The organism is Marinobacter sp., assembly GCF_034669625.1.
Taxonomy (GTDB): domain Bacteria; phylum Pseudomonadota; class Gammaproteobacteria; order Pseudomonadales; family Oleiphilaceae; genus Marinobacter.
In genome coordinates this window covers 12459-31889 of sequence record NZ_JAXMOY010000011.1, presented here as the reverse complement: position 1 = coordinate 31889, position 19431 = coordinate 12459, and the positions used below count along the sequence as shown (strand labels likewise).

Sequence of the window (19431 nt, the reverse complement as noted above, 5' to 3'; positions counted from 1 at the left end):
CGCTTCCCCCCTCCGTGTTGAGAGCCAACAACCAGGAAATCAAGCAAACGGCGACGGTGCTTCCTTGAACTCAGCATAAAGCTCAGGATAATCCTCGCGGAGCCTCGATAGATTGGACTGCGCGCTATCCGGCAACATTTTCAATAACTCTTGCTGCTCTGCATCGGTGAGGTATAAACGAAGAAACGGAAACAGCTTCTCACGTTCTACCTTCAGGTAAGCTTGATGGGCATCCAAATAGCCTTTGAAATCGTCGATAAAACGTTCCATAGGCACCACAGCATCCATCAGGATCATATCGAGCGTCTCGGAAAGCAGTTTCAAGCGCTTGTTCAAGGCCTGATAGTCTTCGGTCATTCGACGGCTCAACGCCTTACCTTCCGGTTTCCCAGACAGCAGATTCTCACTATACAGACGCTCCAGAGGCCTCAAGAAACCATCCATATAATCTAGAATATAATCCACAATCTCGCGTATCTGACGAAAGTCCGGGCGCTCGCCCTCCTCCAGCGTTGTGTGCCTGAGCGAGAGGACGTACAGCAACCGAGCCATGTTGCCGTGATCGCGGCGCAGTTTATTAAGCGTAGCCATGTGAAAACCTCCTGAGCTAATGGGCTGTGTTTTGCCTATCCTTAGGCCCCATATTGAATCGTTCGTCACTGCAATACCAGACCCAGCAACTAACGTAATTCCGGTCTCTTCTGAACCCTCACACAAGAACGTTGTCACGTGACGCATGTATGATTTGCATTCTAGGAAATTTTACGCCGGATATCCGCCGAAAAAGGAACGCCCTGTATATGACCTACCCCATCTTGATGATCAGCGTTCACACCTTGAATTCGATGCGGGGGATGTTCCTATGGTGCATATATCGTTTGGGGTAGCCGATTCACCCAGACCTTGTCTTTGATCTGATAAAGCTACAAAGCATCGCCAACAATGCGGGATTTGAGCGTTTCAAAGGAGTGGCTTGCCCTCTCACCCCATAAATGTGGCAAGAGGGCATTAACCCTCAGTCAACCAGCGTATTCTGCACTTCTAGAGTGACTGTATCGGTGTTCACCGCCGCAGTGTAAATCGTGTAGGTACCATCATTGGCACCCACTTGCCAGCCACTAGCATCCAGGCTAACCGAATCGGCATCATCCCCACTGATCGTCAGTTTGTTATTGCCATCGGTCATATCCAGCACGTCCTGAGCCGTGAGTGTGCCGATGCTGTTGGTGCCCATACCGGTCATATCGATCTTTTCGATATTGGAAAGATTGCCAGACAGCTCGTTACCGGTCACCTCCTCACCGAAGCGGAGCTGAATCGTATCTTCGCCACCGAAGCCATCGATAACGTCACCAGTCCAAAGCAGGGTGTCAGTGCCGGTAGTGGCATATTGCTCTATAACACCTTTGGTGTTTATATCTTTCCAGTCGGTCCAGGCGGATGTATCACCACCGTCAGTTTCTACAGTTTGCGCTCTGACTTTTACATCATTCAAAGCATTCTTTGCCTGCATAAAGGACAGTTTTTCTGCCTCTTCGGAACTCAGACCGCTGATCGTATAGTTGCCACCACCATCGTCGTTTACCTGATTTGTACCGCTGATCAGACTGCCATCCAGATAGAAGGCCGCATGTTCCCCCATGCCGGAGAACTCCAGCGTAAGGGTTTCGGTAGATGCGTCACCAGCCCCAGTGGATACCGGATCCTTGAGTTCATGGTTAAGATTAAGATTAATCTTCTCGCCTTCTTCACCGAAACTCGGTGTGGGGGCCAAAGTCACACCATCCGCCTGAGGTGAAACCGTGAGGTCAAAGGTTTTTTCAGTGACATCCTCTTCGGTCAAATCGCCTTCTCCAGAGGTAATCTGAAGCGTCAAATCACTGACCGTACCACTCCAGTACTGGGGTGGCATGATGCCGATATAGGCAGGAATTTCCCCGTGCCCCAGCAGCCAGCTGTTGGACGTGCCGTCACCACCGGCATTGTTCGACAGAGACGCTGCAGTTGCATCTGCGGCGTTATCCCCCACAAAGACTAGGAAACCGTTCGGCACATTGCTCAGCAATACCGCGCCAAGGGCTTCGGAACCGTCACTGTCTGAGAGCCCGTTATCCGCCACGGGGAGCTGAATGACGTTGGACTTGCCGTCTTCCGCCAACTGGCTGGCGTTTTCTGTACCATCCACATCATTCACAGTAAAGTCGTAGCCGCCATTGACCGGATTGACCTGGCCCGTTGCGGTCGCACTACCGGTTACAACCACCGCAGACTCATCCTCCTGACCTTGCGCCCAGGCTGAGAGACTCACTGAACCATCCACGTAATCTGTCGCTGGGGTATAGGTCAGTTCAACAGGACTGCTCGGGTCGACCGGATCAATCACGTAGTAATCGCCGCCAGGCAGCCCATTGCCACCACTGACTAAAGTGGTGTTCAAGGCCGCTCCGCCGTGCTTAAGCACACCTGCCCCCTCAATACCTGATTCATCCAACTTCAGATAAAGCTTGCCATCTACCAGAGTCCACTTGGCGGCTCCGCCATGAGTATCCGCCGTATTGGCCATATTGATGGTAAAGGTCAAATCATTCCCCTCATCCACGGCCGGTGCGCTGATACTGATTTCAGGCTCATCGCTGACCGGCTGTACCTCATCGAAAAGGGCCTCAACGCTGGAGCCACTTCGTAGGCCGCTCGGCACATAGGTAGTCAGTTCGGCATTAAACACGAAATCGCCATCGTGCTGGTTCCACTCGGCTGGCGGGGTCACCGTAATGTTATTCAACAGGGTTTGTAGTTCGGTATTGCCGCCAGCGCCCGACTTGGTCCAGATCGTTTCACCATCGATAACGGTTGCTGTCATGCCGGTCACCACTGTGCCTACCGGCAGGTTGGACAGAGTGATATTGAAGCCGTTTTCGGTAACACCGCTTTCAATTTCGCCATCAAAGGCGTCACTCAGTGTAAACGCAGCATCCTCGGTGGGGCTAAAATCATCGTCTTGCTCCCAAGCCACTATCTCAGCAGACTGTTGACTGCCATTACCCTCAGTGAAAGCAGTGGTCAGCTCAATCTCTTTAGTATCCATTTTCAGCGCCCCATTGCCGTCATCTTCGGTGGTTACGGTAATGGAAATTTTGTGGTCTATAAGACCACCCGCTTCCGACTGCACTTTAAGATTAATTGACGGAGTCAGTGCTGAACCAAAATCGTCACTGGTGATAAACAACCACTGATTGCCACCGATAAAATCGGCTCCCTCTACGATTACACCTTCAGGTACATTATCCAGCAGGATACGAGTCAGCTGTTCACTGCCATCGTAGTCGCCTCCCTGATTCGCAATATTCAGGTCGATGGTGGCTGTGCCCGGGTTATCCAGGTCGATGTTACTACCGGCTGTAACTGTCAGCTCCGGCTGGTCGGTTATGGCGGCCACGCTGACGTTGTAGGTTTGATCCCCGGACATTTCGGATACCGCTTTAACCGTGCCATCGTCACCCGGATCTTCAACCCGGTACTGCACCGTGAAGCTGCCGTTGCCGTGCCAGTTGTCATTACCCTTGAGGTAGATGTTGTCCATGGCGATGCTATTTAGCTTGTACCAGTCGCCCTCCAGAGTGACACCACTCTGTCCACCTGCCAACGCTGAGCCATTCTCACCGTAGGTCAGGGTAAAGTTCTGTCCACTCAGATCACTGGCCTTGATCCAGACTTCGGTGATGGTTTCACCGGTTTCCCCGTTCTCCTGTTGTGCACTGAAGTCTAGTTTTGCAGGCGTATCCTCAACCGCATCAGTGCCGAGGTTCATGGTCGCTTCCGGCGACGGCTTGATCCTGATCTGGACACTATGGTTGTCCGTAAGCGAATCACCATCGTTTTCGGTGGTCACCGCAGCCAGGGTGAAGGCGCCAGAGGTACCACTGAAGTTGGCCGGGGTGGTGATTTTGACATTACCCAGCTCGCTGGCCGCAAAGACCCATTCTCCATTGCCCAGGGAGGTGGCGCCCTCAACACCGAAGCCAGCCGGCAGATTAGAGAGCTTGAAGCTCAGGGTTTCCGATCCGTCGTTATCAGTCAGTGACGGTGTGCTGACCAACAGATCCTCCAGCATCACGCCACCTTCCGTATCGACAGTTTCTTCCTCAAAGCTTTGATCAACGGGAGCTTCGACAGTCACATTCGCCGGGTCTGCGTCCCCTTTGGGGGTGACATTGATGGACAGCTCGAAGGGAGGAGTGGACACACTCTCATAGTCCGTACCGCTCACTGTCAGTTTGTCTACGGAAACCGTAGAAACACTCAGGGTAAAGGGCTTGTTGGAGTGCTCCGGAGGCGTCAATGTCATATTGGCACCCTTGTCCGGATCAAAGTCTGTGATCTCCACTTTCCAGGTCCCGTCACCATTATCCGTAATGGTCATACCCGGTGGCAGGCCTGTAGCCCCCGAATTCAGGATCTGACCATCGTAGACAATCTCAGCCCCATCAGGAATTGCATTGATAGTGACGTTAAAGGTCTCAGACAGATCAGAGCTGGTGGGTCGGATGGACAGCGGCACAGACTCATCTTCATTACCGTTAACCCTCGCAGTGACGGTGGTGGTCGGAGTATCGGCTGAAGGTTTGATCAGAATATTGGTCAGGGTCGATTCACCACTAATCTTCTCGCTGACTGCGCCATCATCCGGATCCGGATCCGTATCACGAGTCAACGCTTCAACCTTGACCTCAAACATGCCGGCAAAGTCCGGCGGCGCCAGAAACTCCAGCGTATCCAGATACTCAACAGGTACCTCAATGGCCTCACCACCAAAGGTTTGAGTAACTAAGCCACTGCCGTCGTTATATCTGAACTGGGATCCGTTAGCATCCGCCTGGCTGCCATCACCCCCAATGAGTTCAGGCGTCAGCAGAGCGAAGGTCTTCTCGGACCCATCTGAATCTTCATTGCTCCAGCCGTTTCCAAGATCAAACCCATCGCTATCGGTCCCCAAAGCAAACCAAACATCTTCTTCACCTGATGATTGGTAAGCATGGTCTTCCACCATACCGAGGTCATCCGGATCCGCATCGTCACTGGTACCATTAATCACCTCCCCGACAGGGGTGACTTTGATGCCTACAGTCTCCGTGGTTTCCTTGGCATCGGTTCCGGTTCCGTTGGAATCCGTGGTGGTGATTTTCAGCTCAATGCTGGCATCGGCACTGCTGTGAGCTGGCGGGGTGATAGTAAAGCCATCCAACACTGCTTCGCGTGCAGTTTCATCCAACACAGTAGCGCCGCCGCTACCATCGTCGTTGAAGGTAATTGTATAAGGGTTGCCGGCAGAGCCGTCGCCCAAAACACTCCAACCACTGCTAGCGACGGGCGCGGTGATTTCCCAACCTGCCGGTATTTCAAAAGATACCGAGTTGATGACTTCGGTACCCGTACCCGTATCGGTAACCAGAACATGCTCAAGGAAGTTAACCGCCGTATCTTCTTCGGTTTCTACATCACCTGCGGTGACATCCCCGGCTACCGGGGTGACGGTCAGTTCCAGGTCCACACTGACTGATTCGGTGACCGGATTTGCGCTCGTGCTGTCGGCATCCTTGTCCAGGGTGTTCAGCGTGATGGTGGCAGTGATCGCTCCATCGCTGGAGTAGTCCTTCGGCGGCGTGATACTAAGGCTTGGGTTGGCTCCATTATCACTGCTCAGGTAATCGCCCTCAGGAATACTGATATTGCCGCTGGCGTCCGCGGTGTAGTCCGTACCTCCGATGCTCACGATGGTACCTTCCGGCAGACCGGTGATGCTGTACCAGTAGGATTCTGAGCCATCTGTATCCGTAAGGTTTTCCTCCAATACAGATTGCAGATCAAGCGTTTTGTCTTCCGCCATGGAGACGGTGATCTTGCCGTTGGTACCACCTGAAGGCTGAGTGACGCTCAGAGAATCGGCGCCGATAGATAACGGGTCGCTTGGCGCCACCAGTGATATTTCCGGGACATCCGTTACCGCCTGCACATCAACACTGATGGTCTGCTGACTGTTGGCGCCATCGACCCCATCCAGTTTCTTCCCGTCGCTATCCACTTCATAGCTGGTGACGCTGACGGTCACCTCCACGTTTTCGTGACGATCCTCTGCCGGCTCGATCTTAAGCGCTTCGTATTCATCCTTAGTCAGGTAGTTGACGTCTACTGTAGGCAGACCCTCGGACAGATGCAGATCGGTATCCGCAACGGTATTACCGGAGTTTTCCACGATAACAACAGTGTAACCGCCCTCTGCATCGGCGATCAGCGCCGTACCACCAGATTTTGTCAGCACCGTGCCCGGTGGCGCATCGTCATCCAGCGTCAAGGTAATGGCGCCCAGACGTTCAGGGTTGTCTCCATCATCGGCACCATTCAGATCAGAATCATCAACAATTACTGGGGTTTCCAGGACCAGATCGACCGGGGTGTCTTCCCGAGTCTTGATGGATTTATCAGCCTCCAGATCAGGTGCATCGGAGATCGGATTGACGGTCACTTCAACCGTATAGGTTTTTTCGTCGTTATCTGTCGTCGTGGTGTAAGTGAAGGTGTCGGTGCCGGAGTAGTTGGCACTAGGCACATAGGTGATGGTGCCGTCAGCATTGACGGTTGCGGTACCGTGACTGGGGGCGATGGTAGTATTGTCTCCCGTGGAATCGGCGTTGGTGACAAAAATGTTGTCATCGGAGTCTTCATCCACAGTATGAATCTGCAGATCAGTTGGCTCCGGCGCATCATCCATCACCTTTATGGTGAAACCCGTGTTTATGCTGTCGTTATCACCATCGGTAACTTCAATGCCATCAAATTCGAGATTCAATCCGCTAACGGTGTCGTCAAACTCGTTGATATGGTCAATAGCACCGCTCAGGGTAAACTCATACCCTGGATTGTCTGTAGGATAGGTAATCTCTACCGTGAATACTTCATTACCAGCTACAGCACTGCCTTTATAGGCAGTCAGAGTATGGTTATCGTTACTAACTTCATAGACCAGATCCTCACCACCCGACTTGAGTCCTAGCGCTTCGAGACTGGATTTAGTTGATCCCTCCCCATCTTCAGTAAACTGCACATCCCCTGCATCGTCAGCCCCGAATTCCACATTCAGACTATTGGACACCTTAATCTGGACAGTATCTTTGGTGGCTGCACTACCGTTAGACAGGTGCGCCTCATCAACCGTGCCGCCCGTAGGGGCAAGGGAAATCGAAGGGCCGTCATCCTTGAAGATAAAGTTGTTGCCCACATCTGCAGACGCACTGCCTGTATCACCGTCACCGTCCTCTGCGGTAGCGACTAACTGAACGGCACTGTCAGTCAGGCGCAGCTCATCATTGTGAGAGGCCGTATCCAAATGCTCCAGCGGACGGTTCTGGGTCAGGGTCGCCGCACCAGTGTTTGCGTTGATTTCGATACTGAAGGCTACATCACCGCTAGAGTCGTTGCCCACACGGCCAACCACATCATTGCCATCCATAAACAGATGGATAGCGGTGCCGGTTACCGTATCGGTTACGCCACTGGCGGTGCCGTCTATTACATTCAAGCTGTAGACCGTGGTGTCTTCGTCATCAGCCCCATAGGCAAAATCAAAAACGCCGCTTACAAATTCATTGTTCTCTGTACTGGTTCCCAGAGTAGTCTCGTCCACAGTCAGGCTGCCCGGATTGATCCCGGCAAGGCTCACCTCCGGCCCATCATCGACAATGTTGATGGTCACTGTGTTTTCAACCGTATTGCCGTACTGGTCTACAGCGGTGTAGGTGAAGGTGTCGGTCTCATCTGCACCATCAATGTCGTCAGTGGGCGAGGTCAGCTCATAGGTGAATTTACCATCGGTATCAACGCTCCAGCTGCCCTTGCTGGTTGAGTCGCTCTGAGCCGTCTTCACACTCCAGCCGGCCTGAAGGTTCAGGCTGCCACTGGTTTCGTTGCTGTCACTGGTTGAATTCGTACCCGCTGGCAGTCCGTCTTCATCCACGCTAGCATCGGTATTCGCCGGTGTTCCGGTGACATGATTGATATCGATGGTCAGAGTGGTCTGGGTCAGGTCGCCGTCGCCGTCTTTGACGGTGTAGGTGAAAACATCCTGGGCATCAGCGGCTACCGCATTGGCGGTCGAAAAGTAGCTGTAGCTGCCGTCGGCGTTCAAGGTCAGATCACCGAACGAGCCGGATATAACCGTACCCACGTTGGCGTTTTCAGCGGCCGAGCCTGCGCCTGCCACGACTCCAACCACTGCACCATTCAAATCCCAACCGTCTGCGCCAGCGGTATCGTTTGCCAACACATTTCCAGATACCGTATCGCCTTCGGTAACGTCTGCGGCATCTGCCATTACAACAGGTACGTCATCAATGATATCTATCGTCAAATCACCTGGGGTAGAGGTATCTCCATCCTGGTCGGTAATTTCGATCGCGAAATCAACCTGGGCATTATCGCCCGAGGTCTTGTCTGGCAGGGTGTAATCATAATAAATCGTGCCTTGGCCTGTGACCGGATCATAGCTGTAACGCGCAGTCAAACCGTCTGCGAAGGTCTGATCCACATCGCTCAAGGTATAACCGCCTAGTGCTAAACCACTTACGCCATCGGGTGAGGTAAAGGTAATCTGGCCTTGGGTGCTGGCATTATTGGGTGCAGTGCCTGAACCATCAGGCAAGCCTGATTCGTTGACGTCAACATTGGCCGGGATATTGGTAATCACAGGGCTGCTATCACCAATTGTCACGGTCAAAGAAGCCAATGTCGTATCACCATCGCCATCGGTTAAGGTGTATGTAAACTCGTCACTCACACCACCTTCACTACCCGAATTACGCTGGTAGCTGTAGCTTCCATCGGATTCAAGGGTCAGCTTGCCATAGGTTCCGTTAATCACTACGTTGCCGGTGGCAGGCACAACAATCTGGTTGTTGTCCGCATCCGTTATCTGAGTCACGCGGGCGCCATCCGCGCCCTCCCGGTCATTAGTCATAATGTCGCCAGTTACTGGCGCAAAATCATTGGCAGGTGCCGTCGCACTATCGTCATCGGCGGTTGGCTGATCATCGATAATATTGATTGTCAGTTCGCCATTGCTCGTTTCTCCACCCGCATCGGTCACTTCCAAATCAACAATATCCAGGCCATTGCGTCCTGCATCCGGATCGTTCGGATCTGCCGCCGTACTTAATGCCGCCGACAATTCATAACTATAGTCCAGACTACCTGCCGTCGGTATGCCGCCAACAGTGGTGCTTGGGGTAAAGCCAGTTACCGTAAGAGTGCCTTCGTTAGTAACCACCGTAATATGCGTATTGGCATCGCTTGGATTTAATCCTTGCAGCGCGGCCAAATCAATCACTGTGCCGCCTACGGTAATACTTTCAAGGCCATCCGGCGTAGAAATGGCAATTGAACCTGTGCCTTTTTCAGAGTCATCTGACTCAACAAAGCCTTTCTCATAAACCGTTGCATGGCCAGAGGTGGTGATGTCATTCAGATCATCCGTGCCATTACCATCATCAGCGGCAATGCCAGGTGCACCGTCGGTGCTTCCATCAATGGTCACCGTCAATGTCGCGGTACGGGTATCACCATCCGCATCGGTAATGATGTAGCTGAAATCCTCTGTCAGCGTTTCTCCGTCTTTGAGCGCGTTTACAGACGCATTGTCGTTATCCAGGGCATAGGTGTATGTGCCGTCAGCATTCAGTGTCAGGTCACCAAACTGGCCGCTCAAGCTATTGCCGACGGTACCTGCGGTTCCGCCAAAGCCTACGCCTGCCACCGGGTTAGTCTGAGCGTCGGCACCCAGCTCATCGTTCGCCAAAACATCACCGGTAACGGACGCTGTACCGTCTTCACTGATGCTGGTCGCATCGTCGGCGGCCTGCGGGGTATCGTCAGTAATATTGATATTCACTGTGTTCGTCACAGTATTGCCGTACTGATCCACCACTTCATAAGTGAAGCTGTCGGTATCGTCGGCACCTTCGGTTGTCGCGTTGGTTAATTCATAGCTGAATGTACCGTCAGCGGCAACACTCCAGGTGCCATGAGTGCTCGTTCCATTTTGAGCACCATTAACGGCCCAGCCGGTATCCAGCGCAAGCTGGCCGCCGGTGATTTTGTGGCTATCACTGCCCGCGTCTGTACCCGCCGCAAGGCCCGCCTCGTCCACGGTCGCCGTAGTGGTTTGCGGTGTACCAGTCACGTCGTTCACATCAATGGTGAGTGTGGTTTCAACCAGGTCGCCATCGCCGTCTTTGACGGTGTAGGTGAAGACATCTTGGGCATCGGCGGTTACCGCATTGGCGCTCGAAACGTAGCTGTAGCTGCCGTCGGCGTTCAAGGTCAGAACACCGTATGTGCCATTAACAGCTTGGCCAACGGTTGCTGCGTCTTCTGTTGTGCCAGATCCACTGCCTGCCACTACACCAACCACACCACCGTTTGTATCCGAGCCGTCTGTCCCTGAATCATCATTACTCAACACACCATCGTTGGTGCTGACAGTTAAGGTGGACCCTTCTGTTACTGTGCCGGTATCGGCGTTGGCCTGCGGAGTGTCATCAATAATGTTGATGGTTAAATCACTTTGGTTGGTATCACCTCCAGCATCGGTTACTTCTAGGGCAATCGTGTCTTTGCTGTTGCGTCCCGCATCGGCATCACTAGGGTCTGCCGGGGTATTTTGAACGTCGGTAAGCTCATAGCTATAGTTCAGGTCACCCGCAGTTGGAATTCCACCTACATTAGATGTCGCGTTAAAATCCGTCAGCGTCAGTTGGCCTTCATCGGTGTTAATGATGATGTAGCTGCTCGAAGTGCCGGTATTCAGCGCTTGCAGCTCACTCAGGCTGATGGTTTTACCACCTACCGTTATACTTTCCAGGCCGTCGGCGGCCGAAATATTAATGTTTCCGGTGCCGGTGTGGGCACTGCTGCCGTCTGTTAAACCACTTTCCTGAACGGTGAGTTCGCCCTGGGTCGTAATGTCACCGACAACATCCGGGCCATTACCATCTTCAGCCGTAATGGCCGGCGCACCATCGGTGTTGCCATTGATGGTTATAGTCAGGTTGGCGGTGGTCTTATCTCCGTCGCCGTCGGTCAGGGTATAGTTGAAGCTCTCCGGTAAGGTTTCCCCGTCTTTGAGGGCATTTACAGCTGCATTGGCACTATCCAGTGCGTAGCTGTATGTGCCGTCAAGGTTGATGGTCAAGGTGCCGTATTGACCGTCAAGGGTCAGTACGCCGCTATTATCAGTTGCGGTATTACCGGGTGCATTAGTGCTGGTAACGCCTGTAACACTAGCGTCATCGCCACCCAAGGTATCGTTAGCAGCAACATTGCCGGTTACAGGGGCTGCGCTATTTTCTTCGATTGTAGCGGTGTCGTCGTTGGCCACCGGGCCATCATCCTGGAACACAAGCCGGTCGCCTATGGCAACGCTTGCACTGTCGGTATCACCGTCGCCATCCGTAGCCGTCGCCTCAAGGCTCAGAGAGCCGTTAGCGATATGGAGCACATCCGATGGCGTACTGGTATCACCGTGCTGCAAGGCCCGATTTTGTTCGAGGATCACGCTGCCGCTGGCATCGACTGCCACGGTAAAGGCAAGGTCGTTTCCGGTTGCTGTGCGGCCCTCTATCACGCCCCCATTATTCACCAGATTGATGGCCTCGCCAGTAGCGGTGTCTGTTAACCCGGATGTGGCATTGTTCACGACAAGTTCGTAGGCAACCGTGCCGCCATCAGCACCAAGGGTTTCACTGAAAGCCCCGGAGAAGTCGCTGGAAGCTGTTGTACCCAGTGCTGACTCGCTTACCTGCACATCTGGCAGCACTGCCCCCGTATTCTCGATTGATGGTGCGTCATCCTCGATTTTGATGGTGAGGTTCTGATTATCCGTATCGCCATCCCTGTCTTTGACAGCAATGCCAAACTCATCGCTGGTATCCGTGGCATTCACGTCCGGCGCGTTATTCAGGGTGTAATCGTAGTCAACCGTAATAGTGCCGTCTGCAGCCTGGGTAAATCCTTTCAGTAACAGTTCACCGTATTCCGTGGTTACGGACTGGTTGGCGGTGCTGAGGTTTTCCAGCTCAGCTTGGCTTAACATCCACTCCGCTGCACTCCCGCTGGCATCGGTGTAGCTCACGGTGACCGCTTCGGCTGGGTCTACGCCATCCAGTGCTGTCACCGTAAAGGTCGACACAACTTGTGTGTCTGCGGCATTCGGGCTAGAGCCGTTCACCAAACCGCTTTCAAACACCACCTGGTCAGAAGCATCACCATCAGCTGTGGTGGCGGTGTTATCGACAGGAACGGTTACTAGAACGCCGTCATCAGAGCCATTAATGGTAATGTCCAGCTTGGCCGTTGATGTATCGCCGTCTCCGTCTTCCAAGGTGTAGGTGAACGATTCGATAAGGCTTTCTGTGTCTGTTAGCCCCTGAATCGTGAGACTAGTGTTATCCAGCACGTAGTTGTAAGTGCCGTCAGGATTGATCGTCAGGGTGCCGAATTCTCCTTCAATCAGCAGATTACCCATCGAACTAGAGGCTGTATTACCGGGCTCGTTGGTGCTGGCTATATCCGTAACGCAGGCCCCATCGGCGCCAGCGTCATCGGCTACATCATTGGCAGAAACGTTGTTACCACCCATCACGTTTCCGCTAACAGAAGCGGTCTCCTCTGTGATGCTGTTGGTGTCGTCTCTTGCTACCGGCACGTCGTCTGTAATGTTAATGGTTACGGTGTTCGTTACCGTGTTGCCATTAGCATCCTGCGTTTCGTAGGTGAAACTGTCGATGACTGTGTCGCCATCGGTGATGCTGGTCAGGGTATATGTATAGTTGCCATCTTTGTCGATGCTGAATACACCGTACTGGGTGCTGACGCTGCTTTGTGGGATGGCTTCTGCGCCGGCAGGCAGAGTGATCTGGCCAGATGCAATTTGGCTGTTATCACCTTCTGTCGAGCCGCCTACCAGGCCGCTTTCGTAAACGGTTTCTGTAATCGGTGTTTGCGGAAGGCTTATGTCTGCCACATCAATAGTCAGGGTTGTATAGGCAAGGTCGCCATCGGCATCGCGCACGGTATAGGTGAATACGTCCTGAGCATCAGCCGTGATGACATTGGCTGTGGATACGTATTCGTAGCTACCGTCTGCATTCAAGGTCAAGTAGCCGTGCTGGCCATCTATCCGCCCGCCAACACCCACTGTGCCACTGGTTTGCGTATCACCAGCTGCAACACCTACAACTGCGCCACCGACATCCCAGCCATCGGCGCCGGATTGGTCGTTACTTAGCACTCCACTGCCAGCACCTACTGTTAAGGTTGCACCTTCGTCAACAGAACCGGTATCGACTTCAGCGATGGGTTGGTCATCCGCAATATTGATGGCGACGGTGTTCGTAACCGTATTACCATTGGCGTCTCGCGTGGTGTATTCAAAGCTGTCGGTAACCGCGTCACCATCGGTACTGCCGGTCAGGGTGTAGGTGTAGTTGCCATCCTTATCGATACTGAACTCACCATGCTGAGTGCTGACGCCGGTTTGGGGAATGGCTTCCACGCCGGTTGGCAGGGTAACCTGGCCAGATGCAATGTGGCTGTCATCACCCGCTGTGGTGCCGCCTGCCAAACCGCTTTCGTTCACCGAATCGGCCGAATTTACCGGGGGCAGACTCACGTCTGCCATGTTGATGGTCAGCGTGGTTTCAACCAGATCGCCATCGCCGTCTTTAACGGTGTAAGTAAAGACATCCTGGGCATCGGCCGTCACTGAGTCCGGGTTGGCCAGGTAGTCGTAACTGCCATCGGAATTCAACGTGAGTGTGCCGTATAAACCAGAAACCGGCTGACCTACGTTTGTGTTCTCAACCGCACTGCCGCCGCCGAAAATAACGCCCACTACGGCATTGCCATTATTGGCCCAGCCGTCTGAACCAGCATCGTCATTACCCAGTACATTGCCACTGGCGCTGCCACCTTCGGTGGCGTTAGCGCTGTCAGCAACGGCTGTTGGGCCGTCATCCTGGAAGACAAAACGGTCGCCAATGTTCACTTTCGCTGTGTCGGTATCATTGTCACCGTCTGTTGCGGTGGCCTTCAGACTGATGGCACCGTTGGTAATTTTGACCGTATCGTTCGGGGTGAGCGGGTCCTGATGGGCCAGCGCACGATTTTGCACTAGGGTTACTTCGCCGGTTGCGCCGTCGACTGTGATGGTGAAAACCACATCGCCGTTGCTGTTACGACCTTCAACCACTCCATTATTATCAAAAAGCACCACGGCATCGCCGCTGGCGGTATCCACAAGGCCAGAGACATTACTGTCGATCACCAACTCATAGACAACGCCGTTATCGCCATCGGCGCCGTAGTTGATATCGAAGGCGCCGGAAAAATCAACACTAGCCTCGGCACCACCGGGTGAGCCAATCTGCGCTTCTTCCACTTGAGCTTCATCAAGCTTGGCACCGGTAAGATCCACATCCGGGATATCGTCTGTGACCAGAACACCGAGATTGCCAGAGCCTGTTACGCTGTTGTTAGCATCCTGAGGGTCGGCCGCATTAACGCTTAGGGGAATGTCTTTCAGTGCGTTGTCAGCACCCTGCCCTGTATGGGTTTGTGCGTCGGTCAGTTTGTAGTCGAAATCAACTTCCCAAACGGCATCCTGGCCGTTGGCAGTTTCCACGACCGAAGAAGCTTTCAGCGTGATTTCGCCATGGCCAGCAACCGTGATGGTTTGATTGTTGCCTGCCAGATTTTCAATCTGAGCCAGCGTGAAGGTTTCCCCGCCAATCTCGATGGTTTGCAAGCCAGAGGGAGCTGTAATGCGCAGCACACCACTGACCGTGTTGGAGCCATCGTTGGTATCCAGCCCCTGTTCGTTCACAGTGAGCTGGCCATCTGCAGCACCGTTGTCGTCCAGCACTTTTATGGTAGGCCCATCTATTACCTGGGCCGTGGCACTGTTGCTATTGGGGCCTACTTGCAGGTTCTCGAATCCCGGATCTGTGCCAGCGTTATCAACGACACTGTCAATAGTCACGGTAAGCGGCTCACTCAGCTCAGCAACTGTGTCTGAGCTGATATTGACTACGAAACTGGCAGTAGCGCTTCCTCCGCTGACAGTCACGTTTGCTGGCAACGCATCAACATCCCCGGCATTGGCGGCTGCGCCGCTCCAGGCCAGATTAACAGTAGCGTTTTTGCCTGCGACGGTAGGCGCGGGGTCGCCGTTGGCATCTACCAACGTTACGGTATAACTGAGAGCACCGCCTTCAAGGACCGCGTCGTTATCCACCTCAATGATGGCGTAAACCGGGTCAATGGTGTCGTTGATTTCTGTCTGTACAGCCGTGCCATCGAAGTCGAGATCTTCAAATGAGCTTGAGACTCCAGCATTCGCTTCTGAAACGCTGGTGATTTCGTTACTGACGGTATTACCATCGATGTAGACATCATCCCCTTGCACGGCAACATCCAGCGTGCCCGAGCTATTGCCCGCTGAAATCGTGAGACTGCCCCGATTGGTTACGACGGTAACGTCGTTATTAGCCACAACCGCATTGCCGTTGGCGTCTTCCAGTGTAACGGTATACACCAGATCAGCAGCACCCTCTTCTGTGCTGACGTTATCCACGGATAGCCGGGCAGTTACCGTAGAATCCGTATCCACAATGCCTACCGTGGCGGAAGCTCCAAAACTACTGCTGTTAATGGTTTCACTACCACCGGAGGCACTGACCACTTCAAACGTCTGGTCGGTTTGGCCCTGCACATAATCGTCGTCAGGGCGGCTGTCTACATCGATGGAGCCACTGATTGCGCCAACAGGGATGGTAATGGTCTGGCCATTATCCAATACCACATACAACGGGCTATCCTGTACCGGCGTTTCAACGGACGCCGTAACGGTTATTTTATCGCCTTCATTAACCTGCGCAGGTGCGCTCAGGGTAATGTCGAGCACCGGGTCCATGGTAATAACCAACTCGCCGGTATCGGTTCCACCATCGGCGTCTTCAACGGTGTAACTGATTGTCGGAACAGCACCGTTGTAGTCTGCTTCGGGCACAAACTCATAGCTGCCATCTGCATTCAGGGTGAGTTGGCCTACGCCGGGGACTATCGCGGTATCACCAGCGCTATGGGATTGGCCGTTAATCGTATAGTCGGTGACGACAAGCGGTGCATCCCCATCCGGGTCGTAGTCGTTTGCCAGAACACCATCAGCGACGCTGACGGTTAAAGCCTGGTCTTCCGTCGCTATAGCCGAGTCGTCAACGGCCACAGGGGCTGGGTTATTAACACCCCAATTGAAGTTAACATCATCGCTATTACCGGCTTCGTCAGTGACTGTAACCGTCACCGTATGCTCGCCATTACCACCAAACTGGCTGGCAGATCTGTCGATTGTTCCGCTGATAATGCCGGTATTGGGATCTATGCTGAGCCCGTCCGGAAGGCCACTGGCGCTGTAGGTAATATCGCTGCCGGAGACAAGATCATTAAAGTTTCCACTTATATCCAGACTGACAACATCTGCGTCGTCACTGCTCTGGTCATCAATCGGCGTAACGGTCTCCGGTGGCAGGTTATCAACGGCTTTATTGTCTGAAACTGTGCTGGTATTACCTGCTGGGTCAGTAATGGTGGCATTGAGCTCTACATCCGTCTGGCCGGGCGCGACCGGCACCTGAACACTGATATTGCCATTGGTAATGTCTGTGCCTGTAACCGTATAGGCCGGCATGCCAGTAATCGGGTCGCCATTGCCATCGGTGTATTCAATGACATCACCGACCTCAACCGTGGGATCGAGGGTTATGGTCGCAGGGACTCTCCCATTAGTGATCTCAGATTCGTTGTAAACACCATCTGTGCCGGCGCCGTCCAGTGTGACACCTAGCGTAGGCGTGATGTTATCCACCGTGTTGCTGTCGCCCGTGCTGCTGGTGTTACCCGCCGGGTCGGTGACGTCCACGTTCAGTTCAACGTCGGTTTGGCCGTCGCTTACCGGGACGTCCACAGGAATGCCGTTATCGATGTCGCCCTGGGTGATCGGGCGTTCAATAATCACATTGCCGTCTTTATCGGTGATTTTGACGGTATCGCCAGGCTCAGTGGTGTTCGGGTCAAACGTCACCGTGCCGGTGACTTTGCCGTCATCCGTATCGTCGGTGTTGTACTCACCGTTCGGGCCGGAGCCAGGATTCAATGTTGCCGTGGCTCCCGGAGTGGCGCTGTCTACATCGTTGCGGTCGGAGCTGGTGTTAGTGTTGCCCGCTGGATCTGTGGCTTCAACGTTCAGTTCAACATCGGTATCGCCTGGCTGTACGGGCACCGCAACGGTAATACCGTTATCGATATCACCTTGGGTGATTTCGTAATCGGTGATTGGGTCGCCATTACTGTCCAGGACTGGGTTACCGTCTTTATCGGTCACCGTGATCTTATCGCCCACTTCGGTTTCTGGGCCAAAGGTGATGGTGCCTTCTACCTTACCGTCGCTGGTGTCACTGTCGTTGTATTCGCCGTTCGGGCCGCTGCCAGGCTCAAGCCCAACGTTTACTGTCGGGGCGGTTGCATCAACCGCTTTGTCGTCTGCAGCGTTGCTGGTGTTGCCCGCAGGATCGGTAATGCTGGCGTCGACCGACACCCGGTTAGCCCCGGGCGCTACAGAGATTTCGACGCTCACACCATTGGCAATGTCAGCCGCAGTCACTGGGCGGTCAACGATGACCGTGCCCGCGGTGTCTTTGATAACCAATTGGTCACCCACTTCAACAGTGGCGTTGTCCAACGCTACGTTGGCCGTGACTTTGCCGCTGATGATTTCAGCATCACTGTAGGTGTCATCCGGGCCCGCACCTTCCAGCTCAATGGTCAGAGTCGGTGTGACTGCATCCACGGGGTTGCTGTCGCTGGCATTGGTGCTGTTGCCAGCCGAATCGGTAACCTCTGCTTTCAGCTCTAACTCGGTATCGCTGCCCGTGATGGGCACTTCAACGACGAGGCCGTTATCAATGTCATATTGGGTGAGTTCATAATCCGTCACCGGATTGCCATTGGTATCAAAAACGGGGTTACCGTTTTTGTCTGTGGCACTCACTTTGTCGCCTGGCTGTGTATTCGCCGGGTCAAACGTAATCATCCCTTCCACAGAGCCTTGGCTGGCATCGCTATCATTGTAGGCACCGTTCGGCCCAGAACCGGCTTCCAGCTCTACGCCTAGCGTAGGCGTACCGTTATCTACCGTGTTGTTGTCGCCCGTGCTGCTGGTGTTACCCGCTGGGTCGGTGACGTCCACATTCAGTTCAACGGCGGTTTGGCCGTCGCTTACCGGGACATCCACAGGAATGCCGTTATCGATGTCGCCCTGGGTGATCGGGCGTTCAATAATCACATTGCCGTCTTTATCGGTGATTTTGACGGTATCGCCTGGCTCGGTGGTGTTCGGGTCAAACGTCACCGTGCCGGTGACTTTGCCGCCACCCGTATCGTCGGCGCTGTACTCTCCGTTCGGGCCGGAGCCTGGCTCAAGTGCAACCGTGGCACTTGGGGTTAAGTCATCAACACCATAAGGCCGTTCGGCATCTGCAGAAACCGGCGTTCCGTTTGGCTCAACACTGTTAACCGCCGCCTGAACTATGCTGTCGTTTGCGAGTTCACTACCGGGCACATCCACTTGCCAGGTTTTACCATCGGCATTGACTGTGGTGCTATACAGCTGACCATTCACAGTTACGGTGACAGGATCTCCGGGCGACACGCCGCCGCCCACTTTGCCTGTCAACGTAATAATCTGGCCGGATTCAGTGGCGTCGACTATGTCGTCACCGGCAATGACATCAATGGATATACTCACCTCTGAAAGCTTGGCCCCCGACTCGGGATAGCTTTGCTCATCGTATCGAGTGCCATCGCGCTCACTACTCTGCACGAATTCCCGTTGCGGCAAACTCAATCCAAATGGACGCAAGACTTCCTGGATTCGCGCAACGGTAACCGGCGTGTAGCCGTCCGCTTCGATGATTTCGCCAATGCGTACCAGCTGTACAAAGCTGTGCCCGTCAGAAGAAGCGCGCTGGCTCACTTCTGTGGAGGCCGTTGGCTCGGGTGGTTGCTCGCTAGCCTCAAGAGCTTCGAGGCTTTGCACTTGCTCAATGAGGCCGCCTCTTTCTTCCGCGGTAACTTGCTGTTCGCCCACGAAGGTCAGTTGCTGATTATCGCCAAAATCCAGATCAATACGGGCGCCCTCGTCCATGATCAGGGTTTCATCAATAGCTAACTGATCACCCACTTCCAGAACGCGACGTTCGCCGTTGGCATTTTCAGCCCAAGCTTGTCCGACCAGGGATACAACAATTGCCAGAGTAGTCATAAGGACCT

2 protein-coding genes are annotated in these 19431 nt (G+C 53.7%); both read right to left on the bottom strand.

Translation table 11 applies throughout. The features are described from left to right. Window positions 1-39: 39 nt before the first annotated feature. Window positions 40-591, bottom strand: a complete 552-nt coding sequence (locus tag VOI14_RS10770; protein ID WP_323752055.1) for a hemerythrin domain-containing protein — start codon at window positions 589-591, stop codon at window positions 40-42. A gap of 424 nt (window positions 592-1015) precedes the next feature. Beyond that, complete coding sequence (locus VOI14_RS10765) at window positions 1016-19423, bottom strand: DUF5801 repeats-in-toxin domain-containing protein (RefSeq protein ID WP_323752054.1); 18408 nt, start codon at window positions 19421-19423, stop codon at window positions 1016-1018. Window positions 19424-19431 lie beyond the last annotated feature (8 nt).

Coding starts and splice junctions, on each gene's coding strand:
- VOI14_RS10770 (WP_323752055.1), bottom strand. CDS start 591: ATGGCTACGCTTAATAAACTGCGCCGCGATCACGGCAACATGGCTCGG.
- VOI14_RS10765 (WP_323752054.1), bottom strand. CDS start 19,423: ATGACTACTCTGGCAATTGTTGTATCCCTGGTCGGACAAGCTTGGGCT.